This is a genomic window from Actinoallomurus iriomotensis, from assembly GCF_030269445.1.
GTDB classification, from domain to species: Bacteria; Actinomycetota; Actinomycetes; order Streptosporangiales; family Streptosporangiaceae; genus Actinoallomurus; species Actinoallomurus iriomotensis.
The window spans coordinates 1-24,863 of the sequence record NZ_BSTJ01000011.1; the positions used below are offsets into that span (position 1 = coordinate 1).

21 protein-coding genes and 1 pseudogene are annotated in these 24,863 nt (G+C 68.1%); 14 read left to right on the forward strand and 8 right to left on the reverse strand.

Annotation, left to right across the window (positions count from 1 at the left end):
* Positions 1-208 precede the first annotated feature (208 nt).
* Entirely contained in the window at positions 209-3,433 is a 3,225-nt protein-coding gene (locus QSK37_RS37015; protein ID WP_285630278.1) for an NACHT domain-containing protein, read from the reverse strand.
* A 142-nt stretch (positions 3,434-3,575) separates the two neighbouring features.
* Here QSK37_RS37015 and QSK37_RS37020 point away from each other — a divergent pair, with 142 nt between their 5' ends.
* Both QSK37_RS37020 and QSK37_RS37025 read left to right on the forward strand, forming a co-directional pair.
* The gene (locus QSK37_RS37020; RefSeq protein WP_285630281.1) at positions 3,576-3,887 is read left to right on the forward strand and encodes a hypothetical protein; all 312 of its coding nucleotides are present in this window, start codon (positions 3,576-3,578) and stop codon (positions 3,885-3,887) included.
* A gap of 641 nt (positions 3,888-4,528) precedes the next feature.
* Complete coding sequence (locus QSK37_RS37025) at positions 4,529-5,425, forward strand: serine hydrolase domain-containing protein (protein ID WP_285630283.1); 897 nt, start codon at positions 4,529-4,531, stop codon at positions 5,423-5,425.
* A gap of 82 nt (positions 5,426-5,507) precedes the next feature.
* Here the strand turns inward: QSK37_RS37025 and QSK37_RS37030 are convergent, their stop codons facing one another.
* The 4 genes and pseudogenes from QSK37_RS37030 to QSK37_RS37045 all read right to left on the reverse strand — a co-directional run bounded on the left by QSK37_RS37030 (position 5,508) and on the right by QSK37_RS37045 (position 10,545).
* On the reverse strand, positions 5,508-6,170 hold the full coding sequence (locus tag QSK37_RS37030; protein WP_285630285.1) for a hypothetical protein: 663 nt from the start codon (positions 6,168-6,170) through the stop codon (positions 5,508-5,510).
* Between the two features lie 212 nt (positions 6,171-6,382).
* Positions 6,383-7,293, reverse strand: a pseudogene (locus QSK37_RS37035) (aminoglycoside phosphotransferase family protein).
* A gap of 84 nt (positions 7,294-7,377) precedes the next feature.
* Positions 7,378-9,324, reverse strand: coding sequence for a hypothetical protein (locus tag QSK37_RS37040; RefSeq protein WP_285630286.1), 1,947 nt, complete (start codon positions 9,322-9,324; stop codon positions 7,378-7,380).
* Positions 9,325-10,125: 801 nt separating this feature from the next.
* Entirely contained in the window at positions 10,126-10,545 is a 420-nt protein-coding gene (locus QSK37_RS37045; protein ID WP_285630289.1) for a hypothetical protein, read from the reverse strand.
* A 281-nt stretch (positions 10,546-10,826) separates the two neighbouring features.
* Between QSK37_RS37045 and QSK37_RS37050 the strand changes: the two genes are divergently transcribed.
* The 5 genes from QSK37_RS37050 to QSK37_RS37070 all read left to right on the forward strand — a co-directional run bounded on the left by QSK37_RS37050 (position 10,827) and on the right by QSK37_RS37070 (position 16,193).
* Entirely contained in the window at positions 10,827-11,801 is a 975-nt protein-coding gene (locus QSK37_RS37050; protein WP_285630291.1) for a winged helix-turn-helix transcriptional regulator, read from the forward strand.
* Between the two features lie 591 nt (positions 11,802-12,392).
* Positions 12,393-13,178, forward strand: a complete 786-nt coding sequence (locus QSK37_RS37055; protein ID WP_285630293.1) for an AAA family ATPase — start codon at positions 12,393-12,395, stop codon at positions 13,176-13,178.
* A gap of 33 nt (positions 13,179-13,211) precedes the next feature.
* Positions 13,212-15,047: a vWA domain-containing protein gene (locus QSK37_RS37060; protein WP_285630295.1), complete on the forward strand. Its 1,836-nt coding sequence runs from the start codon at positions 13,212-13,214 to the stop codon at positions 15,045-15,047.
* A gap of 159 nt (positions 15,048-15,206) precedes the next feature.
* Positions 15,207-15,755, forward strand: coding sequence for a hypothetical protein (locus QSK37_RS37065; protein ID WP_285630297.1), 549 nt, complete (start codon positions 15,207-15,209; stop codon positions 15,753-15,755).
* 198 nt (positions 15,756-15,953) lie between these two features.
* The gene (locus QSK37_RS37070; protein WP_285630299.1) at positions 15,954-16,193 is read left to right on the forward strand and encodes a hypothetical protein; all 240 of its coding nucleotides are present in this window, start codon (positions 15,954-15,956) and stop codon (positions 16,191-16,193) included.
* 82 nt (positions 16,194-16,275) lie between these two features.
* On the opposite strand, the gene QSK37_RS37075 is transcribed toward QSK37_RS37070, so the two are convergent.
* Positions 16,276-16,602 (reverse strand): hypothetical protein, encoded by a 327-nt coding sequence (locus QSK37_RS37075; protein WP_285630300.1) that lies wholly within the window; start codon positions 16,600-16,602, stop codon positions 16,276-16,278.
* A 391-nt stretch (positions 16,603-16,993) separates the two neighbouring features.
* On the opposite strand from QSK37_RS37075, the gene QSK37_RS37080 reads away from it, so the two are divergent.
* The 4 genes from QSK37_RS37080 to QSK37_RS37095 all read left to right on the forward strand — a co-directional run bounded on the left by QSK37_RS37080 (position 16,994) and on the right by QSK37_RS37095 (position 19,856).
* Complete coding sequence (locus tag QSK37_RS37080) at positions 16,994-17,386, forward strand: hypothetical protein (protein WP_285630302.1); 393 nt, start codon at positions 16,994-16,996, stop codon at positions 17,384-17,386.
* A 60-nt stretch (positions 17,387-17,446) separates the two neighbouring features.
* Positions 17,447-17,695 carry a hypothetical protein gene (locus tag QSK37_RS37085; protein WP_285630304.1) on the forward strand — a complete coding sequence of 83 codons (249 nt, stop codon included), beginning with the start codon at positions 17,447-17,449 and terminating at the stop codon, positions 17,693-17,695.
* A 231-nt stretch (positions 17,696-17,926) separates the two neighbouring features.
* Positions 17,927-18,724 (forward strand): MarR family transcriptional regulator, encoded by a 798-nt coding sequence (locus QSK37_RS37090; protein WP_285630306.1) that lies wholly within the window; start codon positions 17,927-17,929, stop codon positions 18,722-18,724.
* A 784-nt stretch (positions 18,725-19,508) separates the two neighbouring features.
* Positions 19,509-19,856 (forward strand): SPDY domain-containing protein, encoded by a 348-nt coding sequence (locus tag QSK37_RS37095; RefSeq protein WP_285630308.1) that lies wholly within the window; start codon positions 19,509-19,511, stop codon positions 19,854-19,856.
* A 244-nt stretch (positions 19,857-20,100) separates the two neighbouring features.
* On the opposite strand, the gene QSK37_RS37100 is transcribed toward QSK37_RS37095, so the two are convergent.
* Both QSK37_RS37100 and QSK37_RS37105 read right to left on the reverse strand, forming a co-directional pair.
* The gene (locus tag QSK37_RS37100; RefSeq protein ID WP_285630310.1) at positions 20,101-20,901 is read right to left on the reverse strand and encodes a hypothetical protein; all 801 of its coding nucleotides are present in this window, start codon (positions 20,899-20,901) and stop codon (positions 20,101-20,103) included.
* Complete coding sequence (locus QSK37_RS37105; RefSeq protein ID WP_285630312.1) at positions 20,901-22,124, reverse strand: SMI1/KNR4 family protein; 1,224 nt, start codon at positions 22,122-22,124, stop codon at positions 20,901-20,903. Before QSK37_RS37105 ends, QSK37_RS37100 begins: the two co-directional genes overlap by 1 nt.
* A gap of 384 nt (positions 22,125-22,508) precedes the next feature.
* Here QSK37_RS37105 and QSK37_RS37110 point away from each other — a divergent pair, with 384 nt between their 5' ends.
* From QSK37_RS37110 to QSK37_RS37120, 3 genes are all read left to right on the forward strand, one after another.
* On the forward strand, positions 22,509-23,597 hold the full coding sequence (locus QSK37_RS37110; protein WP_285630314.1) for a DUF6973 domain-containing protein: 1,089 nt from the start codon (positions 22,509-22,511) through the stop codon (positions 23,595-23,597).
* 178 nt (positions 23,598-23,775) lie between these two features.
* Positions 23,776-24,545 (forward strand): IS5 family transposase gene (locus QSK37_RS37115; protein ID WP_432705635.1). Its coding sequence is split into 2 segments (ribosomal slippage): positions 23,776-24,118 and positions 24,118-24,545, totalling 771 coding nucleotides; the frame shifts between segments, so codons are not numbered across the junction.
* An 8-nt stretch (positions 24,546-24,553) separates the two neighbouring features.
* Positions 24,554-24,859: a hypothetical protein gene (locus QSK37_RS37120; protein WP_285630316.1), complete on the forward strand. Its 306-nt coding sequence runs from the start codon at positions 24,554-24,556 to the stop codon at positions 24,857-24,859.
* The last annotated feature ends 4 nt before the right edge of the window (positions 24,860-24,863 follow it).

Consider the following 24,863-nt stretch of genomic DNA (forward strand, 5'->3'; position numbering starts at 1 on the left):
CGGTTCGATCCGCTCCCACAAGCTGTCGGCCACGATCCACGGTGGCTGCTCACCCTTCCTCACACCGAAGATCAAACAGGCAGACCCACCATCACCGGGCAACAGTGATCATTTTGTTAGGACCTCTAAGGAGACGGTGCGTCAGACGTTTCCGGCCGGCTCTCGCGGTCGCGGGAGCCGGCCGGGTTGGTGCTGGGGTATCAGCCGGTCATGATGACCCTCGCGTCTGCTGGTAGGCGTGCAGGACTTGCCGGAAATGCGGGAATGGATCGGTGTCGGGGGGAGGTTTCAACAGCTCGCGCAGGCGCTGTAGGCGCTGTAGGTGAGGCTCGGGCTGTGGCTCGTCACCGAGCAGGACCCATGCACCTGACGCTTGGCGATAGGTCGCCGGGTCGTTCAGCTGGGGGAATCGGTTTAGCAGGGAGGGATGTGCGGCGACCGCCGCCGCCAGGGCGTATCCGTCGAAGGGAGGGTGCGGCGTGGGGAAGTTCAGCATCCATCCCACCAGGAGATGCGCTTGTGCCGCGGACAGGGACGGGCTGTAGAGCTTCAAGATCATTGCCACGGTCCACAGAACGTCGGCCTCCTCGGCGGAATCGCGCCGACCGGGATCTGGATAGGACATCGCGTCGGGGCCCCGTGTGCGATCGGGCAGCACCAGCAGGGGCACCAGCGTTGTTAGGGCATCTTCTGTCCAGTTGCGTCCACGGAAGTCGGCGCTGTCACGTAGCGCGGCCCCCCATCGCAGTCGTGCCACCGTCTCGGTGTCGCCGACCAGCATGGCGTTCTTGATGTCTGGATCGACGGAAATGACGATGTCATTTGAGGTCAAGGCGACGCTCGGGTGCGTTGCGTCGGTAGGCGTGGAGGTCAGCTTGAGGGTAGCGAGCATCGACTCCCAGCCGACGGGATCCAACCCGGCCTTCCACAGTGCTGTGGTCGAGCGCCATACGGCACCAGGTCCAGGCTGGTCAGGCCACAAGTGCGCCAGCGAGACGGAACCGGGCGAGGGCCCGGCGAGGGTGCGCAGCACGATCAGGTTCGCCGAGTACGCGGCGAGCTCGCGAACGCGGTCGAGTGGCACCGGCCGGTAGGCGGCGTAGCGGTCTGAGCCATGGCGGTGACGGCAGTCCGTGATGAGCAGCTCCAGCGTCTGGCGGAGCTGCGCAGCTCGCTGATCGTCGAGTTCGTCGACCAGCTCCTTCATGAAGTCGAGGGCCGTCCTGCGGACGGCCAGTGACTGGTGGGAAAGGAGCGCGAACAGCAGGTCGTCATTGGGGTCGGGAAGGCCGCGGCGGGCGGCGAAGGCCGCCTGCGCCGTGTCGGCCAGCACGTCGATCACGCCGTGGGCCAGCAGGTATTCGGCGAAGGTGGCGTGCATGAATTCATAGCAGCGGTGGGTCTCGCCGGTGCTGTTCGCCTCGGCGGTGTGGATGAAGAAGAACCGGCCGATGAGCCGGCGCCCCAGTTCAATGGACCGCGGCGAGAGCGTGTCGTCGAGCGCGGCCAGGTCGGCACCGAGATCGGCGTCGGTCACGTCTTGGCGGCCGCGGTTGAACATGGCGAAGGCCGACACCGACAGTTGCCACATCTGCTCGTGGATCGCCTCATGCAGCTCGTCCTCGCTCAACGGCGGCTGAGTCCGCGCTACTTCGCGGCGGGTGAACGTGGTCAGCAGCCGCCGGTACAGGTCGGCTTGTGACAGGCCGGTGTCCAGCGCCGGCGCCGCCGGATCCGCCGCGTACAAGGCGAGCATCAACAGCAGCAGCGGTTGGCATGCCAGTTCCGGATGTATCAACGCGGTCTGTGGGCTCAGGCCGCGTACGGTGCCGGCCTCGATCGCGGGAGCGTTGACCCGGTTCCAAGTGCTGAGCCAGGCGGAGATCTGCTCCGTGGTGAAGCCTTCCAGCCTCACCACCGTGGTGCCGTCCGGGACGGTGACGCGGTCGGCCACAACGGTTCGCGAGGTCACCACGACCACGACCGGCAGATCCTGGTCGGCCTCGCGGCGCTGGAACTCGGCAACCTCCTGAAGATAGCCACCCCGGCTTCCCGCCGCCTGGAGCAGTTCGTCCAGCCCATCCAGCAGCACGACACGGATCGTGGCGCGGCCTTGCTCGGTGAGCCGTCCCCAGTCGACGCGGCGGTGCGTGGCCTGGTCGAGCGCTTGCTGGATCTGCTCATACACCGGCGCCTCGGCGCCGACCCGGCGCAGCGGCACCCGCACGACCGTATACGCCGCGGGCGGCAGCCGGGCCGCCAGGACCTTGGTCAGCAGACTTTTACCGGCGCCGGGATGCCCCAGGATCAGCATCGGGACACGCGTGGCCTCGGGTGTCGTGAGGTGAGCGGCGAGGACCAGGTCCACCTCCTGAAGCCTCCGCTGGTGCTCCCATATGTTGTTTCCCTCCACCCGCGGCCTCTGGTGGTCCCATTTGTCTCCCTCCATCCGCGACGCCGCCTCACCGGCTGATGCGGGGGGCCGGCAGCGCGGATTGATGAACGCCTCGCCTAGTGTCGGGAAGGCCAACCCCTCTTCGGCACGCACCGCGTCCTCGGACACGATGTGCTCATCGAGCGCGCCCCGGTTCACGCGGTGCAGTACCGCGCACAAGTCCGGCTCGGGCCGCGGTACGCCGGCCACCAAACTCAGCAGCCTCTCGACGCGCGACAGCGCGACGCCCTGATCCTCCAGCACGGCCAGCACGTCGGCGGTCACGTCGCGGATCTCACTCCGGGTGGCGGCGTGCTCGGCCAAAGCGGCCCACACCCTAAATTCCGGGACCGTTGCGGCGAGCTGGATGTAGAACGACCGGTACTTCGCGAGCGCGATGTCCTCGATACCGTCCAACGAAGCCGGGGAATGCTCCCACGCCGCCAGCCCCGTCAAAAACCGTTTCACGCGTTCCGCGACCCCTGCCATCCAGTCGCGGACCCATCGCTGGTTCTCCACGAACCCGCAGGTGGCGGATGGGGCGCGCACATCAGCGGTGTACAGGAACTCCACTGCGCTCTGGTGCGTCTCGCGTAGTTCGCCGGTCGCCAGGTACCGCTGTTCCTCATCAGTCAGCTCTAGCGCGCCGAAGCGTTCGGTACCGATGCGGTCGCGTAGCGCTTCAAAGAAGGACACCACCACGATCGTGGTGTGCGCCGCACCAACCAGTCGGATCCGGTCGCTGCCGGTAGTCCCGGCCAGCCGACCGGAGACACCATCGAGGACCCGACGCAGCAGCGAGACCGCCTCGCTCTTTTGATCCACCCATCCCCACAGCGCCTGTAACCCTGCCAGCGGGGCCGCCGCCGGACCGCCCAGCGCCGCCGCGCCCGCAACAGCCCCAGCACCCAAGATCACCCCGCCCAGCAGCCGGTCCAGCCGGTCGACGAGCGACCTCTCGTAACAGCCGAGAATCTGCAGTGCCCCCTGATAGGTCAAACTTGGTTCCCGGCGCACCCTCGGCCTCCCTCGCGCATCGTGGGCGTCCAGCCTAGAACGCCCAGCAATATCCCGACTCGCGTACACCCGCAACGGCCTGGAGGTCGCCGTCCGCCGCGGACGCACCGGCGGACGTCCCCGCGTGGTCGATGACGACAATCGACGCGCAAGTCCGTCTGGCGGTTTCCCGAGGAAGGCGCGCTCTACGATCACCTTCCCGCCCAGACCATCCTGGATCGGCGGCGTGCCCGAGCTGGCGGCCCTCGGCGTCGAGCACAAGGTGGTCGGCGGTCAGGTCGACCGCGCGGGTCCGCCTCTCGATTTCGATCACGCCGCGCAGCGAGGTGAGGTCCTTGTAGGTCAGGTCGCGGAATTCGGCGCGATGGGCTCGCAGCTGGACGTGGGGGCCGTCTTCGGGGATGGGCTGCCTGGGGTGACGGCCTCGATGTTGTAGCGGCGGGCTTTGGCGGCCGCGGCCGTGAACCCGGAGGCCGACACCAGCACCAGGCGATCGTGAGCAGGTCGTCGTGCCTGGCGCGCATAGCATCGACCCAGCCAACGCCGTCGCACCGGGAACGATCCCCACACTCCACACCGATCGCCACCCCCGCCCACATCGCGCGGTTCCGTCAGGCTCCGCCTGGCTGGGCCGCCATCACCACCATGACGCGCCGCCTCGCCCGCGCGGACACCCCGCCCCCGGACCGGCCGGTGCCCCCTCGAATACACCCGCTTAGACCACTTCTCAAACACACTTTAAGGATGGCTATGTGATCACGCCCTCCAACTAGCTGGCGGCTCAGGACACGTTCGGGAACGCAGGGCCGAATCCAGCGGCTGAAAACGAGATTGCCACGCTCAAAGAGCGGCTGGCCGACTCTGCAAGAGGAGACAATCGTCGAGATCACGACTTTCGAACCGGAGCCCTGGGCCGTCTCACCGCCCAGTACGAGGAGATCACCCGACTACGTCGATACACCAACGGAACGGACAACATCCGCCAGCTAACCCCCCGTGCTACCGGCACCGGACCATGCAGCTGATCAGCACTGGACTCAACGGGAGAACTGGTCTATGTCACGGCTTCGACGACGAATGAAGGTGCTGATCGCCGAGGCCGGCTACCGCACCGACGAGCCGATCGTGGTCGGCCTGCAGCAGGAGGGCGCACCATCGCTCTTCGTGACCCAGGGGCGGACGTCCAGCGATGACCCGGCGACCGCAACCACGCTCGTCTACGCCGCGTCGCTGTCGAAACAGATGACCGCGGCCTGCGCCGCGCTGCTGTCCCAACACGGCGAACTGGACATTGAAACCCCTCTGTCACAGTGGCTGCCCCAACTCCCGGCATGGGCCAGGATGGTCCGGCTTCGGCACCTGCTCCACCACACCGCCGGTCTTCCTGCCGACTCCAAGATCGACGCGCACTCAACCCTGGACTATCTCCCGGGCACCGAACATAGCTACTCAAACGCCGGATACGTCTGCCTTGCCGCGGCGGTGGAACGGGCTGCCGATCAGCCACTGCCTGACTTCGCTCACCACCGGTTCTTCACTCCACTCGGCATGGCTGCCACCCGCTATTGGACCGGGCCCCACCCCCCTGCTGGTGCCGCACCGCTTGCTTACCCTCATCCGGCCCCGCTCTCCCTCGGCGACGGCGGCGTCTGGACAACAGCCACCGATCTACTGCGATGGAGTCACGCCCTCAACGTCGACGAACTTGGAATCTCCGCACTCATGCAGACCCCAGGACACCTCGATGACGGAACACCGATCGACTACGCCTGGGGCATTGGAGTCCGATCACACGCCGGGCACCGCCTCTACCGGCACGGCGGCGGCTGGCCAGGCCTACGAAACCTGCTGGCCCGGATACCTGACCTGGACCTGAGCCTGGTCGTTACCGCACTCGCCGACCACACCGAACGCCGAGTCGACCTCCTCAACAACCTCCTCGACGAGATAACCGAAGCCGATCTCGGGCGGTGACCCCTACGCAGCCAGCTCACGGGCTCAACCGACTAGCTCGCAGCCCGAAAGATCGTGTGAGAGTGCTGCTGGACGACCGCGGTTACGTCAAGCCAAGGCTGGACTCGGCGGTGGTCCAGTCGGTGGCGATCGCCTGCTGTGCAGCGGAGAGCGTGACTTTCCTCGCGCATATGGCGGTGTGTAGGTGGTTCTCTACGGCGTCTTTGGGGTTGTTCGGTCCGCTGCCCGGGGCGTGGCCGGGGGAGGGCGGCTCGACCCATAGGTTGTGCGGGTCGTTGGGGTCCCCGCCCAGCTCGAGGCTGACCAGATGGTCGTACTCGGCGTCGTGGAGTGAGTCGGTGAAGCCGTACGACGCCGCGTTCGCGCGCTTTTCGGTGCCGGTAATTTCGGCCGGTGGGCGGATGCCGCGGGTGTAGCCGCTGGGGCGGCAGATCGTCGTGGCCAGGGTCGCCTGGGTGACGTCGGGGTTCAGTGCCCCCGGTGTGCAGGAGAAGTCCGGCAGCGGTTGACCGTCGCCGGTATGGCGGTAGTGGCAGCTGCCGGCTGGCGGCTGATTCTGCACGGTGTAGGGGTGCTGCGGGCCGGGCCCCATCGGGATTGCCCCGCCTGCCGCCTTCGGTGCGGTCGACGCTGTGCGGGCGGGCGCTGACGGACTGCCAGTGGCGGTGTTGGAACATCCGGCGCCGGCGGCGAACGACAGGGCGACGGCGGCCAGGACACCGCGCTCGACCAGGCGGTGAGCCATGTTTCCTCCGGATCAGGGGGCCATAACGTCGCCCGGAGGCTATCTCCGCACCACGAGACGCCGTAAGCGCCGGCGCTGCGATGAAGGTGTCACCTTCGGTGGTATTCGACGTCGACATTCGAGTCGGTTTCACCAGCGACGCCCCCGAAGGCCGACACCGGCATGGCCGGGATCGGCGCGACGGTCTTCTGGCGCGTGGGGAAGCCGGTTGGTCAGCGGTGGGTCGCGATGAGGCGTCGCAGTGCGGCGTGGGCGGGCGGGCCCCAGGTGGGCTTGCCGCCGGGCCGGCCGTGGACGCCGGCGTCCGCGATGCGGATCGCGGCGACGGCGTGTCCGACCGCCCATCCTCGGGCACGGCGCAGAGTCGCGGCGTCCGGGGCCGGCCGGTAGGCGGCATGGAAGCGGTCGGCGGTGTCGTCGGGAAGCAGAGTCCAGGCGGCGGCGAGGTCGCAGGCCGGGTCGCCCGCGAAGAGGTCACCGAAGTCGATCACGCCGCAGAGGGTGCCGTCCGCGGTGAGGACGTTGGCCGGATGCAGGTCGCCGTGGAGCCACAGTGCCGGACCGGTCCAGCCGGGCGCGGAGGCGGCGTCTTCCCAGACCGCGCGGGCGGCGTCAGGGTCGGGGATGAGTCCCAGCTCGGTGGCCGAGGCGAGTTGCTTGAGGAAACCCTCGGAGTGGTCGGCCAGCGGGCCTCCGCGGTCCCGGCTGGCGGGCGCCCGCTCGGGAGCGGGTCGGTGAAGTGCCGTCAGGAAGGCGGCCAGGGCGGTGGCCGTCTCCGCACCGCGCGTGACGGGGGCGTGGTCGGCAGGTGTGCCCGGCACCCAGGTGGTGACGATCCAGGACTGCGGAAACCGCGCGGAGGGCTCGCCGAGACGTTGCGGAACGGGAACCGGCAGCGGAAGGCGAGGGGCGAGGGCGGGCAGCCAGGTGTGCTCCTTGCGCAGCAGCGCGTCCGCGGACCGCGTCGCCCAGGGCAACCGGACGGCGAGGTCGTCGCCGAGCCGCCACAGCTGGTTGTCCCAGCCACGCGCGCCGAGACCGGGTGATCGGCCAGGTCGGGGTGCTGGTCGCGCAGCAGATCCCGTACCAACTCCGCGGTGATCTCGATTTCGGCATGCGTCATGTGGAGCAACGGTAGCCCGATGAAGCCGACCGGTTCTGGCTTCTGGAGGGGAACCGGCTTCGGCGATACGACGTCTCGAAGGGTTCACGGCAGTGTCCCTGGTTCGCCGGACTTGGTCTCGGCGTCGACGCTCGTGTGCCATTCCGGTCCGTAGAACTCGTGAGTTTTCGGGCCGCGGATGATCAGTGTGTTCCCCTCCACCTTCTTGTTGTGCTTGCCCCACGCCCGCATCCGGACGATGGCCGGCGTGCCGCCGGCGACCATGTACCAGCGGTGGGACGGAGCGTGCCAGGAGGCGATGGCGTAGGTGGTGTCTTCGGGCAGGCCGCCCTCGCCGTCATCGGTGGCGTGTTTGACGATCTGCGCCGTGCCGGGCTTGCCGGATGGTCGGTCGATGAGCAGGGTCTGGGTCTCCTGCTTCACGGGCCGTAGCACCTGCGGCAGGTTGTCCGGTTCCCATCCGTACCGGATGAGGAGGCTCGCGAGCGCGCCCTGGTGGTGCGCCTCGGGCAGCGTGCCGTGCCAGAAGCTCTCGACGCTGACCTCATCGATCACTCTCGTGTAGCTCACGGGGAAGGACTCGTCGTTGCAGATCACATCGCGAACCAAGCGGGTGTCGATATCCGCCTTATCGGGTGGCTCAGTAGGCGGCGGGGACCAAGAGACCTGCGTCATCGTCAGAGGGTTGTCCAGGCCAGTGAACACACCGGCTCCAGGGTCGTCGTGTTCGACGAACACACGGAAAAGCGTCCGGTGGCAGGCCGGCCCGTCGCGTTCCGGCATGGTGAGTACGCCGTCCCGCGCCGTCACGGACCGCCAGGCTGGCTGCGCGTCCTCCAGCGTCGCGATCTCCACGCGGTCGGCAGCCGGGGGAAGTAGATACGCCAGCCGCGTCCCGCCGGCCGAACCCGGGGGAGTGAGAGCCAACGGACTGGCGCCGGACATGCCCGGCGGATCGGTCTGGACGGTCAGGGACCCGCCACGATCCTCCTTGGAGGCCGCGGAGTACTCGGAGTACAGCGCGTAAAGGTCGCCGTCGGCGAGTACCACGCTCCGCCGCGACCCGACGGTTCCGGCGAACAGCACCTTCAGCGTCCCGGGCTCGGGCCGGGGATGGGGAACCGCGCGAAGGCCGTACAGCTTGACGGGTCCGTAATCGTCGCCGTCTTCCTTGGGGTTTTCCGGTACGCCCTCCCATGCGTCGCGTGCGCGGCCGAGCAGTGCGTGGTCGTGCAGACGGTCGCCGCGGGACGGCCATATCCCGAGGGAGGCGAGATGCGCGTCGACTCGGGTCTCCACCGCCAGCGAGGCCTTCTTCTCTGGCCATCCCAGCACCACACTGGCCAGGGCCACTGCCAGGACGCCGGCGAGTAGCGCGGCCAGCCGGGGGCGGGCACGGCGTGGTGACCATCGCGGTGAGACGGGGACCGTCGTCACATCCAGGGCGGTGATCGCCCTGCGCTGCTCGTCCGGGTCCAGCTCGGTCGCGGCGTCGACGGAGTCGACCGCGTGGCCGATGACGGCGTCGGGTACGGGCAGGCGCATCCGCCGCAGTTCCGCAATTGTTTTCTCGGCGGTCAGGCCCTCCAGGCGCTGCAGGACGTACGCGACGCGTTCGCCGCGGGATAGCCCCTCGATGGCCTCGGCCAGTCCGGGATCGAGAGCGGCCTGGATCTGGTGGATCCTTAGCCAGGCGCGCGGTCGGCCCGCGGCGTTCGGTGATGTGTAGTAACAGCGCCTCAACACGCGCCGCCGGACGTCGCCGCCCTCTCGCCACAGCACGCTATGCCGCACGATCAGCAACGCCCGCTCGATCCGGTGCGCCGGTTCAAGGTCCCACAAGATCACGTACGCGAACAGCACCAAGCGACCGTAATTAGTCCCAGATGTCGCCTTTGGGTCGTCCATTTTGGTTATCCCCACGCAAGTCATCCTGCCGCAATGACATCGCCCGGTGTCGTCATTTAAGAGGTACAGGCGAGGCGGCATCCCTCTCAGGGCGGCGTCGATGAGTTCGCAGTCGAACTCCACCAGTGCAGGGAAGATAGAGAAGACCAGGAACTGGCCGGGGCGGTGAGTGTCAAGGTTCTCGTCCAGGGCCGACGAACCCAATCTCGTGCATGCGCTGCTCGGCGACCTTTGTGATCAGGTCGTGCATCGATCGTCCGGCGGATCGCCGCTTCACAGCGGTGAGGGGCTATAGCGGGAAGCGGCGTACCGAGTGAGCAGGTCGCTGGCGGCAGGAGCACCAACGGCAGGCGAGGGCATGTGAGCCTCGTGCTGTCGACCTCTCCGGGTCGACTGATCGAACACACCGCGGTGCTCAGCGAGCAACATAGCGGGAAGGCGGGTAAATGCGTGGGCGAGGCGATGCAGGCCGGTGCCGTGATTAAGGGTGATGGCGGCGGTTACAGGCCCCGCTGCACCAGGGGACTCCGTGCAGTCGGTGCGAAAGCCCGGGTGTGGCACCACTTGCTTGCGGCCTAGGTGAGATTGCCGGTCCTCTACTGGTCGGCCTACCGACCAGGCCGGTAGCCCCGGCAGACGCCGTTCGCACAGGCCAGGACGGTTCTGGGCATGCCGATGGTCCTCCCGACTCCCATAACGAACCTTGTGTCGAATGCGCGCGGCGGGTAGGCGATATGCCACTACCGTTGACGTTCGGTTCGAGTGCCGTTGGGTGTATTTCCCTGGCGGTGCTACTCGTGAATCGCTCGAGTGATGCGGCCGCCGGCTCGCCCGCCGATCACTGCCTTGCGGGCGAGTCCCCTCAAAGAGACCGGTCACCTTCGGCGCCGGTGGGGCGGGCGAGCCGCCCCACCGGCTCTTTTGTCACGTCCGGGCGGGGGCGAGTAGGGCGGCGGCGGTGCGGCATGCGGCGGCGAGTCCGGTGTAGGCGTCGGCGCGGCGGGCGGCGAGCATGTCGATCTCGGTAGCGGTGTATTCGAGCACGCCGCGTCCGTTGATCGCCTCACCTGCCGTCAGCGCGGCATCCGCACACTCAAGATCACGATATGCCTGCTCGATCTTCGCCCGTAGATCATCTTCGATCCGCGTGATCAGCCGTGCAGCGATGATCACCCCATCGGCGGCGCATGCATGAAGATCGCTGATCTCGGAGAATTGTTCGAGATCGTCTACGGTCAAACCAGCGTTTGTGATTATCCAGGCTTCCTGGTCGCTGACATACACGCGGCATTCCCCTTTCATAATCTGATCTTCTTTTAGGTTGTCCGGGTGTCGTAATTCCATTAAGGCTCGACCTCGAGGTGAAGTCAAGTTGAATACCGTCGCCGGTGGGTAAGTATGGCCAGCCGTTTCGAATCGGCGTGCGGTTATTGACTGGACCGCGTTTGCGGAGGTAGAGCGGCTGATCGGCATGGTTGTGAAGGTGAGGTGGTCCAGCCGTTTCGGTTAGCGAGAAAATTCGCTAGCCCTATTGCCTGGTCGCCGGTGTGGAGAAATGGTCGAGCTCCGAACAACGGAACACGCCACCAATTCAATGGTGTCGGACTCGACAGAAGGAGCCCGCAATGACGGCCACGAAAACCCCCGCCAAACTCCAGGTGGACACCACGGAAAACACCGCCGGAAACGGCGCTCATGCGGCCGCTGACGCCCCGGAAACCGTCACCGATGCCGACACCCGGCCCGCGCCGGACCGGATCGCTGGGGCCGTGTGGTCGGCGCTGACCGACAATCCCGGTGCGACCGCCGCGACGCTCGCGACGGAAGCGGGGGTGGCGAAGGCCACCGTCCACCGCGCGCTGAAGGATCTTGAGATGGCGGGGTACGCCGCCCGCACCCCCGGCGGAAACATCGGTGGCAAGCGCGCCGCCGACACCTGGAACGCCACCCCCGCCGACGCCACCCCGGCCGACGGCGACAGCACCGACGCCGGTGTCCCGGATGCCGCCGATGACACCCCTGCCGCCTCGCCCCTCGAGGAGCCCGACACCGACACGGGCACCGGCACCACCGCCACCGTCGACACCGACGCCTCCGGCGATGCGGACCAGCTGACCGGTGACGGTGATGCGGCGGGGGAGGCGATGGATGAGGCGGCGGTGACCGAGGCGCGCGAGGCGTTGGCGGCGCTGACCGCCGTGATCAACGCCGCCAGCGATGCGCTGAACGCGGGCGATCGGTCGGCGGTGTTGGAGGCCGCCGAGACGATCTACGGCGACTCGGCGAAGGCCCGCCGGTTGATCAAGGCCGCCGCGAAGCCGCGTGCGCGCAGCGGGTCGGGCCAACCGCGTTCGCACCCGGGCGAGTTGCGGTCCAAGGTCGCCGCGCACCTGGCCGCCCACCCGGGCCTGCAACTGACCCCGCACGAGATCGGCAAGGTCATCGGGCATTCGGCGGGCGCGATCGCCAACGCGCTGGACAAGTTGACCGAGGAAGGGCAGGCGGTGCTGACCTGCGACCGCCCCCGCCGGTTCACCACCACCGCCACCGAGACCGCCGATGGCACCGCATCCGGCGCGAAAGCCGCCGCCACGAGTTGACCGGTCCCCGTGGGGCGGGGCGGCCTCCCCCTTAGGGAAGGCGTCCCGCCCCGGCACCGCCCCGTTGGTTCGCGTGATGTTTGTGGAGGTCCTGCCATGACCAGCCCTGCCATTCCCACGACGACCGCTTGCGGACCGGTGGGTTTCGCCGCCCGCACGACACCGACCGGCCGCCTCGGCCAAGGGGAACTACGCCGCCAAGTGGCCGCGCACCTAACCGCCACACCCGGCGCGCACACCCCCGGGCAAATCGCCCGCGCGTTGGGCAACCGGTCCTCCGGCGCGGTCGCGAACGCGTTGGAAACCCTTACGGCCAGCGGCCACGCCGCGCAGGTGAACACCAAACCCCGCCGGTTCACCGCGACCCCAACCACCGCCGACGCTGCCAAAGGCACCTCCCCACCCCGCCACCACACCACCGGTGGCGGCTCGAGCAGCGGCACCGCCGGTGGACCGTCCCCCGGCAGCCCCTCGGCCAGCCCGCCCTCACCGGGCGCGACCTCGAGCGAGTCGGGCGGTACCGGGGCACCGGCCGCCGCACCCGCCGGGAAGCCCGCCTCGGGGAGCGGGGGGAAACCGGCGGGTGGGGTGGTGCGCCGCCCGAACGGGCAGGCCTACCACCCGCGCGTACTGGCCGACCTGGCGGATGTGGACGCGCTGCGGCGGCTACGCAAAGCCCACATCCCCGCCTTGTTGTACGGGCCGCCGGGGACGGGGAAAACATCGCTGGTCGAGGCGGCCTTTGATGACCTGATCACGGTGGCGGGGGACGGGGATACCGCCGTGGCCGACTTCGTCGGCGAGTACACCCAGACCAAGGCCGGGACGTATGAGTTCGTCTACGGGCCGCTGGTGACCGCCATGACCGAGGGCCGGTGCCTGTTCATCGACGACGCCACGCTGATCTCTCCGAAGGTGCTCGCGGTGGTGTACCCGGCGATGGACGGCCGCCGTCAGATCACCGTCAAGGCCCACACCGGTGAGACGATCACCGCCAAAGACGGCTTCTACGTGATCGCCGGGCACAACCCCGGCGTCCACGGCGCGGTCCTCACCGACGCCCTCGCCTCCCGGTTCTCCGCTCAGATCCGGGTGTCCACCGACTATGACCTCGCCCGCACCCTGAAGATCGACTCCCGTGCGATCAAAGTCGCCCGCAACCTTTCCGCCCGCGCCGAAGCGGGCGTCATCGGCTGGGCACCGCAACTACGCGAGCTGATCGCCTACCAAAAGATCGCCCGCGTCCTCGGGGTCGAGGCCGCCGTGGCGAACCTGATCGGAATCGTCCCCGAAGAAGACCGCGACGAGGCCGCCGAGGTCATCCGTTCGGTCTACGGCCAGAAGATCACCCCGCTCGCCCTGGGTCGCCAACTCTGACCCACACCCACCGCACCGGAAAGGACACCCGTGATGACCGGTCACCTGATCGCCACCACCCCCGACCCGCGCATTCCCGCAGGCGGATGGCTACGGCTATCGGCCGCGCTGACCGAACAGGCCGAAACCCTCACCGGCCGCGATGACCTGACCGTCACCTGCGCGCCCGGTGCCGGGCAGGGTTCGCCGGGCTGTTTCATCCCCGCCCTGGCCACCATCGAACTCGACGGCACCCACCTCGGCCACGCACCGTCCACCTGCGATCCCCGCCGCCCCTCAGACCGCGAACGCTACCCGGCGCTGTGGGGGGTGTTCCTGCACGAGAGCGCGCATGTTCGTCACAGCCACTGGCACGCCCGCACCGCCGCCATCAACGCCTCCACCACAACCGCCCCCGCCAGCACCGGCGGAGGCGGAGACGAGGCTGCCACCAGCGCGCATCTGGAGGCCGCGACCATGCTGGAGGAATCGCGGATCGAGGCCGCGCATCTGCGCGGCCGTCCCGCTGACCGCAGATGGCTGCGCGCCTCGGCCCGCCAACTCGTCCTCGCCGACTTCACCACCCCAGCGACGACCACCACCGCGCCCGCCACCGGCACCGGTCCAAAGACAGGGGCATCTGCGGAGGTTCGGCAGGTGGCGATGACGCCGTGGGAGGCCGCGCGTGCCGCCGCGCTCGTGCTCGCCCGCGTGGACGCCGGAGTCTTGGAGGCCGAGGAGACCGAAACCCTCGCCGCCGTCATCACCGGTGTTCTCGGGGCGAGCCGCCTGAGCGCCTTGTCCGCTCTATGGCACCTCGCCCACACCACCGCCGATGACGACGATGAGGCGATGCTCGAACTCGGCCGCCGCTGGTGCACCATCCTCGACGCCCACCCAGAGGAACCCCCGCCAACCCCCGAAGACGAAGAAGAAGAGGAGGGGAAGGCCGGCGAGTCGAGCGCACCGTCACCGTTGACCGAAGCGATCACCGCCGTATTGATCGCCGTGGCCGAGGCCGACGCACCCCCCGCACCGCCCGCTGGCCCCTCACGCGTGGCCAAGCGCGCCGCCGAACGCGACGCCCACCGCCGCGCCACCCACGCCGCCGGGCGCGTGTTCACCTCCGGCGGCTCGGGCAGCGGCGCGGATCGGATCACCGGCACCCGCCCACCCACACCAGCCGAACAAGCCGCCGCACGTAAGCTCGCCCGGCACCTGAAGGCCGCCGCCCACCGGGAACGCACCACCACCACGACCACGTCGACGACACCACCCGGACGGCTCCGAATGCGCGGCGCGCTCGCCGCCGACGCCCAACGCGCCGCCGGTGCTACCCCCACCGCCGAGCCGTTCACCCAGACCACCCGCCGTCACACCCCCACCCCACCGCTGCGGCTCGGGATCGCCTGTGACGTATCCGGATCCATGCGCGAACTGGCCGCCCCGATCGCCTCCACCGCCTGGATCCTCGCCAAAGCCGCCGCCAGCGTCCCCGACGCCCGCTCGGCCACCGTCATCTTCGGCAAACGAGTCCAGCCCATCACCTACCCCGGCAAAACCCCGGCGCGCGTGCGGGAGTTCAAAGCCATCGACCCCTACGAGCAGTTCTGCGAAGCCGTCGACGCCCTCGACGCCGCCGTGGAGCTGACCCGCCCGGACGCGGCCAGCCTGCTCGTCATCGTCTCCGACGGCCTCTTCCGCGAGCCGGAGCTGATCGGCGGGAAAGAACGCATCAACCGCCTGACCGGGCACGGCTGCGCCGTCCTGTGGCTCGCGCTCGGTATGGCCGTCCCTATGGACGGCGCTCACCTGATCACCCTCACCAACCCGGCCGAGACCGCCGATGTCATCGGCCGTGCCGCCACTCGCGCCCTGCGCACCACCTGACACCGGAGGCCCCCGGGTGGTTCCCCGGCTGCGTCCCGCCCTGGGCCCCAGAGGTTTTGCCTGGACCGGTCGTGACAAGGCGAGCCACCCTCACCCGGCCCCGTCGTGGGCCGTCATCGAACCGGCACGAGAACGAACCCGTTACACGAGGAGGACACCGTGAACGCCTTCTGCGACCACCTGTTCAACCTGCGCGATCAGGCGCTGGACGAGGCGATGCGCGCCCGCGCCGATCTCACGTTCGTCCTGGACGAGGGTGAGGACCACAAGTTCGCGGCGGCGATGGGCCGCGTTGCGCACGCCCAGCCGTATGCCCGCTGGTGGATGACCGTGACCGACGAGATCGAACACGGGGGGATGGACCCGATGGCCGCCCTCACCAAAACCCGCACCACCGCCCGCCAATCCCTCCTGCACAGCGGCACCCGGCGCGTGGGGACGTGGTTCGACATCGCTCAAGATCACGCCGCCACCGAGGCGACCCGCCGCTTCTACCACGACACGGCGATCTTCAACCTCGACACCATCACCGGAACCGGATCCGCCACCCCCACCATCACCGGCACGCCCCGTACGGGCACCCCGCCGCACACCACTCCGCCACCGCCAGGGACCGCCGTCCCTACCTGGCGACCCGCCGTCGGCCCCGCACCGGCGCTCCAACCCGACACCGGCCCGGATACGCCACCGGCCACCAACAGGCGGTGAGCCACGATGCCCAGCCCCAACCCACCGGCCGATAGCCCGGCGATGCCCAAGCCGTTCACCAGCGAACATCAACCCGCCATCACCCAGCTTCGCCTGCGACACCGGCACCTCACCGAAACACTCACCCGCGTGCCGGCTCTCACCCAAGAAGAACCACCGCCGAGCAACGACCGTCGACCGGATGACCCTCCGGTGGCCATGAGCGAGGTCCTGGTCGCCGCGCGGGAGTTCGCCTGCGCGGCCGAACCGCTGGTCACGCACCTGCCCGCCATCATCGCCGCACTCGAAGAAGCCGCCGACTACCGGGACTACTACGGATGGTGCCCCGACTGCAGTCCGCAACCCGGCGGCAGCCGATGCGCAGACCACGCCCGCGACCAGGCCGTCCTCGCGGCGTATGAGGCAGCCCGGCACGCCATCATCAGGTTAACGACCTGAACCTCGATCGGGCCGAGAAGAAAGTGGCCGGGCATCAGCATTCCCCTCCGCGTGCTGATGCCCGGCCAGCCGGTCGCGTTGGTCAGCGACCGGGCGGTGGGTCGCTGGTGCGGCCGGAGACCCTGCGGGCGGCGGCCTGCAGAATGCGGGCCACGGGTTCGGCCGGATGCCGCTCCAGCACCTGCATGACCAGGCCGATCAGGGGGTCGTCGCGATCGCGTGGCTCGATCGCGATCGTTCGCGTGATCTGAAAACGAGCCTCCCGCACCAGCCGGAACGGCGCGTCGACACCCGGCAGTCCCCACTGCCGGACCTGAGCGGTCGCCACCGCACGCAGCAGATCATCCAAATCAGGCACGCCATCGAGCGCGCCGACCTTCAGCGCCGTCTCGGTGAGTAGGGCGTGCACCGCCTCACGGTACGGCGGGTCAGCAGGCACCCAACGAATCAACGGAGCCTCTCCTTTACTTCTCGGCTCAGGACCACGAGATCCTCGGCGACCTGCACCTACGGCCGCCAGAGCCGGTCGCGTTGGTCGGCGGGGCGCGCACGGTCGCTCTACTCCGGCGCCACCGTCAAGCCGCCACATCTCCACCTGACCGGCCCGGCGTCTCCCCGGGCGCACATCCACTTCCCTCCGGGGACGGCCGACGGCTCTCGGGCCGGACACGGCTTGCCGGGGACTTGCTGCGCGCGACTGGACACCAGGGGTGAAGACGCATCACCCTCCCGCTCCCGGCCACCATCCGGCACCGTGCCGGGCGCACGAACCACCCGGGAGACCAACAGGAGGCTCAGCCGTGGCTGACTTCAACCAGACCCTGCTCACCCACCGTGACCAGGCCGTCGAGGCCGCCCAGCGCGCCGGCCAAAGGCTCACGCACCTGCTCGGAACCGACGAACCCAACCTGGCCGCCGCGATCGCCGAAACCCTCCAACGCCGCGCGTACGCGCGCTGGTGGACCACCCTGATCGACCACATCGAAGACGGCGGAACCGATCCCGCCACCGCACTGACCGACGCCCGCACCACCGCACACGACGCGCTGCTGACCCTGCCAATCCCGCGCAGCACCTGCCCCTACGCCACCGCTGAGGCAATCACCGCGGTCGAGGCCACCCGCGCCTTCTTCCACGACACCGCCACCCTCACGACCAGCTCCGAACGCCCGAGCATCACCGACCAGCCCTGAGCCCAGCCCCGCCACCTCGTAGCCGGAGACGAATACCTGCAAGAAAGGACCCGAAGCCCAATGAGCGAAAACATCTTCATCGTGGCATCCATCGTCAGCGAAAAACTCGCCGACGAACGCCCGTACCTCGAAACTCACCTCATCGTGTGTCGCGAATGTGACTACACCACCGGCACCCCGCTTAGTGAAGAACAGACCGTTTACGCCCGGCACAACGACCACTACGACGCAACCGGCCACAACCGATTTTGGAAGTACACCATCGGCCGCTCCCGCGGACGGATCGGCCGCACCGTCAACGACCTGTAACCAGGCCTGAAACGAAAGACCGCTCACACCGGCGAACAACAGCCTCGTGGGATACGGCGCTCAATCCACTGTCCGCACGCGTCCGAAGGCGCGCATGCCCGGTGTTGTCCCTGCGTCGCCACCCCGGGATGTTGCCTTGACCGGCTGCGGGGAGTCGAACACCAATGCACGTCCCGGAATTCAGGAAGCCGAAGGCCGCTTCGGTGAAACGCACAAGGGACGAAAGCGCAAATGAAACGAACCATCGCCGTCGATCAACAGGTGTATGACATCATCACCGGACTTCAAGCACGCGCAGGCGAGCCTACGGTCAACGCCGTCATGCGGCTGCTGCTGGGCCTGCCCGCTGTCCCGCGGCGGACCCGGGTGCACAGTACCGACGCCATCACGGCTGCACTTTGGGACCATCCAGGATCCACGGCCAGCGAGGTGGCGGAAGCGACCGGGTTGGCCTATTCGACGACCGCCAGCATCCTGGCGGAACTCAAGAAAGCCGGCCTCGCGCACCGCGCACCCGACCAGACCCAGCGTCGCCGAGGCGCAATCATCCACCGCTGGCAACTCAGCGCGCCTCCCTCCACCCCAGCCGCGGAAACGGTCGAGTTGCGTGAACTGGTGCTCACTCTTGCCCAGCAGGCCATCGACGAGGCGGACAAAGCGCGGAATGAGCTCGCGAAACAACTCGATCAAGACATCGTCAAGGACGGCTTCGAGTTCATCGAGGCCATGGCCGCCCTGGCCTACCGGCAGCCCTACGCCCGCTGGTGGACCACCCTCACCTGCCACATCCAAAACGGTCTCGACCCGGCCACCGCCCTGCATAAAACCCGCGAGGCCGCCCACCGCGCCCTGCTTCGCCTCGACGCCAGCACACCCTGCACCCGATGTCCGCGCACCAAGGACCCGGTGGTGATCCTTCGTCAGGCCGCCAACGACTTCCGTCATGACACCGACCCCGCCGCCATCCTGCACGCCAGCCGTGAAATCACCCTGCCCGCCGGGCCCGCCAGTACCGACCGGCGCGAATGAAACCGCCGCCTACGCCGAGTTCGGCCCGGCGATCCCTGGAGATGTCGTACCTGCGCACCTACGCCCGCTGGTAGGTCTCGCCACGACCACCTCACCACCAGCAGCCCTGGTCAGGCCTGGCCGTTGACGAGGCTGGATGCAACCCGCCTCGCGCTGTCACCTGGCTCCAGCAAACTCGTCCCGTTAAGGAGGAGGAACGTTGCTTCAAACCGTATTCGCGGTCGTCTTCGCTGGCTACGGCGCTACCGCAGTCGTGGTTGCCCGAACGCGCTGGGCTGATTTGTGGGAGGACGTGCAACATGCTGTGAATGAGGCATCCGCCATGCGTCCCCCGTGGGAGCAACTCCTGTCCCGGTATTTCGGGGCCGTAGCCCTCCTAATATATTCCGTGATCCGCGGCCTGTGCTGGCCCCTACTCCTTTACCGGCACCTCATCAGGAGGAACGCCTCGTAGCCTGCATGAGTCCTCTAGATTTTCGACTGGTTCATGCGGACCGGACGACCATCCGCAGGGCGGCCTCGCTGCCAACTGCCGCCTTTCCGTCAAGCCGCGCCGACTTGTTCCAGTACACCAAACCGTTCCCGAGTCAACCGGGCGGTGTTTGTTTCCCGTGCGGAATTTACCCAGCAATGCCCCGCCCCGGTGCAGGGGCGTGCGTGGCACTTGACGGGCATCGGCGAGTCGAGCCTTCATCGACCGCCCGCCCCGGCCGGGGTCGACCCGGCAGGTGCGAGGACGTCCGTAGAAACCCTGAAGGGAAAAGGGGGAGATGACATGTCACTGGTGGCACGGCCGCTGGCCGGGCCGGGATGCCCCGGCACCGCGCTGAACGTGGTGGAACGCGAGGGGTGGACCATCACCCACGACGAGGTCGGGAACGCGTACGTCTTCCCGCCGGACCATCGCGTGATCGCGGCGTTCCTGCCCGAGCGCAATGATTTCGCGGCGGCGGAAGCGCTGTGGGTGATCCGCGCCTACGGCGATCTCAACGATGTCTTGTGGGAGGCCACCTTCACCGAGGAGACCCCGACCGAGTTCATCGCGGCGTTCCTGGCCGACCTGACCAAATCCGAACCTCTCGACCCCGCACGCGAGGATGAAGAAACCCCGGTTCCGACCGCCATCACCTGACTCGGGAAGGCCCGTCCTAACGCGGGAAGTCAGAGGGGCGCCGAAAATTCGGCGCCCCGCTGACGCTCTGGTCAACCCGGTCCAGCCTGGTCGGGGTGCGGGTTCGGTCATGTTCATCCCGTGCATATACGAATAACCCCGGCCAGATCGCCTTGGCCTATGAGGTGTGCCCCTGGCGCGGCGGCGTCGTCCGGGCTCGGGCTGGTCCGGCCGGACGTCCGCGCGGCGTGATGGCGGGGGCAGGTCAGCGCAGGATGTTCGGTTTGGTGCGGGGCTGGTTCCAGATCTGGAGGAGGCACCCGGATGGCTTCGTGTGGAACCGCAGGCGGTAGTCGCCGTGGCCTGCGGGGAGCGGCGGCAGGGGCAGCTTCCGTCCGGCGAGTTCGTGCAGGACGGCGTGGCCCGTGCCGAACCGGCAGCTCAGCTCCACGATCCGGTCGTAGGACCGGTCGGGTTCTGGGGGCGTCGGGGAGATCGTCACGGACAGGGTTAGTTCGCCGTCGTGGATGGGCGGCCAGAACAGCGCCGAGCCCGGGACGGCGTCGATGAGGTCGGCGGACTCGGCGTAGGCGGGGACGGGGAGGATGTCGCCTACTGAGCGGGGGCGGTCGAGCAGGGCGAACTGGCCGGCCCGGATCCGGAGCGTGAGGTCGAGGTGCTCGACGGACGCGGTGGTGCGCCGGTCGGGGGCGAAGTCGGCGGGGACGCCGGCGGGGAATCCGCGCGCGGCGATGAAGTCGGCGAGTTCCGCGTCGGTCACCTGGAGGGCGCGTTCGGCGAGGCCGGGGACGTCGCCCGGTTCTGGCCGCTCGAAGGTGGACATGACGACGAAGCGGTGGGTGCCCGGCTCCGGGGGCTGCCAGCGGCTGACCTGGATCATTCCGCATCTGCGGCAGGCGGTGTGGTTGATGTTGACGGTCTGCCCGTTCTCGTCGGTCTCGGTGGCGGTCACTTCCAGTCGGTTCTCCTCAGGGATGTCGTGGTCGTGTCCGCAGGTGCGGAGGATCTGCTCCATCGCCACGTCGTCCCGGTTCGGGAAGGGCATCATTGGTGGTCACCTCGCGGGCGGGAGATGAGGGCCCGGCGGCGTTCGGGGGTGAGGGCGGCCGCGACGGCGGGGTCGGCGAGCAGGGCGACGGGCGCGATGTGGTCGGCGCTGCGCGGGCGCCAGTGGGCGAACGCGGCCTCGACGTCCTGCCAGAGGGCGTCGGGGTCATCGCCGTGCTCGTCCACCGCGGCTCTGACGAGGGCGTCGAACTCGGGATTGCCGTACGTCATGTGGGGCTCACCGCGTCGGAGGCGGGCCTGGTACTCGCCGACGAGCAGGTGGAAGTCCGGGCGGTCGGCGATCATCGCTGATTGGAGGACCGAATTGGTGTTAGGGGAGGTGTTCTCGGCGTGCTGGGCGAACAGCAGCGGCAGGAACTCCTCGGTGAACAGCGGATCGGTCACAAAGCCGTCGAGCATGAAATGGGGCGATACTAGCCGGCCGAGCGACTGCCCGGCGGGACGGTCGAGGAAGAGCTGGAGCTGGGCGCGGAGCGCGGTGGCGCGGTCGCTGCCGAACTCCTCCGCCTTGGCCAGCGTCTCCTCGACACCGTCGATGCGGCCCGCGAGGGCGTCGAGGCGCGCCTGTTCGACTGTGGCGTCCCACGCGTCCCGGACCTCGCCGTCCGGCTTGCGCATCCGATGGAATTGGGCGTAGAGGTCCTCCATCAGAGCGAAGAAGGACGGGAACCGCTCCGGCGGTGCGGCCCGCCAGGAGAACAGGCTGTAGGCGGCCCATTCACCATCTGCACCGGCGTCGCCGGGATCCAGGAACAGGATCCCCGCGTCGGCGTCCCGGGAGATCAGCAAGCCGCGGGACAGGCACGTGCCCTCCTGCCGATCGTCGTCGCAAAGCTCCGCCCAACTGTCCGCCCAGTAGGGCTCGATGTCGCGGAGCCAGCCGATGTCGGACGTGTCGCGCATCCGCCAGACGAAGATCCCGGCGTCGCGCCAGCCGTCCGTCGTCAGGAGGAACTCGCGGTAGGACGGGGGCAGCCGCATGCCGATCCGCTCCTCGGCCGCGGCGACGGCGTCCTCGGCGGCGGGGCCGAAGCCGAGCCAGCGGGTGCGCGCCAGCTCGGGGTCGGGTTCGGCGTCGGCGCTGCGCACCCATTCGTCACTCCAGCGCGTCAGCCACGGTCTCCATTCCATGCCGGGCATCCTGCCGACCGCGTACGACATTTCCCGGACCACGGTCAGGCCGAACACCCTCAAGTTCACGAACCCGAGCATTCGATAGGTTCATTGGCCACCCCCCTTACTCGAGTTCCCGCCCGAAGAGGCTTCAGATTTCCTGGTGCAGGTTCCACGTTTCGGTGAACAATCGATCTTCTCTGAGCTGCATGTCCATGTTCGGGGGCACGATTCCGGTGGGATGTTGTCCACGGTTGATGGACAGACCGGCTGCCCTGCTGTGTTCCTGACTCGAATTTGATTGATTGATGATGGGTTGGTCGGCGCTCGCCGCCACCTCTTCCGATCTTCGTGAGCCGATTACAGGCTGGACATGCGCCGCACACCCGGCCGGCGCACCCCCGGTGGACCTTTGCGGCAGGTGACGCCTGTCCGCGCAGCGTTCCCGCACGACCGCAGGAGGACACACTCATGCACCTCAGACCTCACACGCCGGGGACCGCGGTTTTCATCGCGATCCTCGTCACCCTGGCCGCCGCCGTCACCGCCGCCTGGACGATGCCCGCGAGCGCCGCGGTCGGGCCAGTCGCCAGCCTGACCGGTGCCACGCAGGGCGGAATCGATGCGACCGTCGCGGCACCATCCAGCCTCGGGCTGCGCAAGGGCCCGAACTATGCGTTCCACGAGATCGCGTTCGCTGAATACGCACCTCGGCTTCCGGCCGGGCACCATGCCACCGCCGACTGCCGCGTCACCGGCACTGCCCCGGTGACCGGTCCCGGCGGAACCAGCGCCTGGTGGGACAAGGTCACTGTTGATTCCGCTCACGGGTACGTCCCCGAGACCTTCCTCACCTTCGCCGGCTCGGCCCGCCCACCGGCCTGCACGGACGCACCGACCTTCCCGCCCGAGGGACAACAGGGCTGGGAGACCGAGAGCGGTGCCGACAAGATCCTCAACCCCGTGGCCTTGAACGGCGTATGCGCCCTCATCGCCCATGACCCGAACCTCTGCGGCAACTTCAAGAACTCCACCCAGGATTCACTGCGCATCGCCTGGCTCGTCTACCGCTACCAGCAGTCACCCGACAAGATGCTGCCCGGTCAGGAAGACCGGCGTGATGCTCTACGGCACTGCCTGTGGCAGGGGCTGATGACCGTACGTCTCGGCCACGATCCCGCTTTCGCGACGACCATCGCCAACAGCCATGAACTCCAGACCAGTGTTCACCTCGACGGCGATCGCTGGAAGCAGTTGTTCGTCAACGGCGACGACCTAAACAATGCCTCGGACAAGACGGACTTCTGGAACAACGAAGTCGCACGCCGCGCCGCCGCGAAGCCCGGAATCACCGAGCCCGGCATAATCGACTACTGCACCAAGGCCGCAGCCAATGCCCACCAGATGACACCGGACGCCATCGCCGCTCTGCCGGTCACTATCGGGAAACCCGAGGCCGTCAACGGCGATTACCTGATCTTCTCCAGCACCAAGACGTTCACCGACCCCGACTACAGCAGCGATCTGAGCCAGACGGCTCCCGGCCACCCGGCCACCTGACCCCGCTCGCCTGGACAACGCGTGAGGCCGGCTGGGCGATGCCCAGCCGGCCTCACGCCCGCCGCCGATCAAGCGGGTCTGGGCGGCACGCAAGACGCCGACCCAATGATCCTCATCTAACTGAGGCTGTCCACCACTAAGTAGTCGTCTCATTTGGCGCGTTCGGTAGTCTGCGGTGGTGGGGATCGTTGAGCGCCTCGTGCCGGATGAACTGTGGGAGTTGTTCCAGCGGGTCGTGCCGCCTGCGCCGTCGCGGCCGCAGGGTGGCGGCCGGCGTCGGTACGGAGACCGTGAGGTGCTGGCGGCCATCGTATTCGTCGCCACCTCCGGCTGTACGTGGCGCCAGCTGCCGCCTTCCTTCGGGGCTTCAGGGCCCACGGCTCACCGCCGGTTCACCGAGTGGAGCAAGGACCGGGTGTGGGCCAAGCTCCATCGCTTGGTCCTGGACGAGCTTGGCGCGTGTGGCGGGCTGGACTGGAGCCGCTGCGCGATCGACTCGGTGAACATGAGGGCCATGAAAAGGGGGACCTGACAGGTCCGAATCCTGTGGATCGGGGTAAGTACGGCTCGAAGATCTACTTGATCACCGAGCGGTCCGGCCTGCCCATATCCGTCGGAATCTCGGGTGCGAACCTCCACGACAGCCAGGCCCTCATCCCGCTGGTCAGCGGCATTCCACCGATCCGCTCCAACCACCTGCGCCGATGGCTTCGCCTACGCGGGATCACCCACCGCATCGCCCGCAAAGGCATCGAGTCCTCCCAACGACTCGGCCGTCACCGCTGGACCGTCGAACGCACGATGGCCTGGCTCGCCGGCTGCCGCCGCCTGCACCGCCGCTACGAACGCAAAGCCGAGCACTTCCTCGCCTTCACCAGCATCGCCTGCACCCTCATCTGCTACCGCAGACTCAGGACGGCTCCGTGCATTGGCACAGCTGAGCCATGATGGCCCGCGTGAGCAAAGAAACCGCGTTCGAGGCCGTATCTCGCCTTTATCAAGAGTTCATGAAACTGCCCTTTCCTCCCAGATTGGCAGGTGCGGACCGAGCCGGCTTTGACCTGGTGATGCTGGACTCGGACACCGCAGCCTGGGTTTCCATCTGGATCAAGAACGGCGGCGAGCTCGAAGCGCAGGGGCGGAGTGGCCTGCTTCGCTGCATTGCCCGCTTGGACCAGGTCATACCTGTACTCAGCGAAGCGGACGACCCCGAGTACTGGCACCACCTACACGAGATGGCTCGGCTCGTTGCGGATTCCTAGCCAC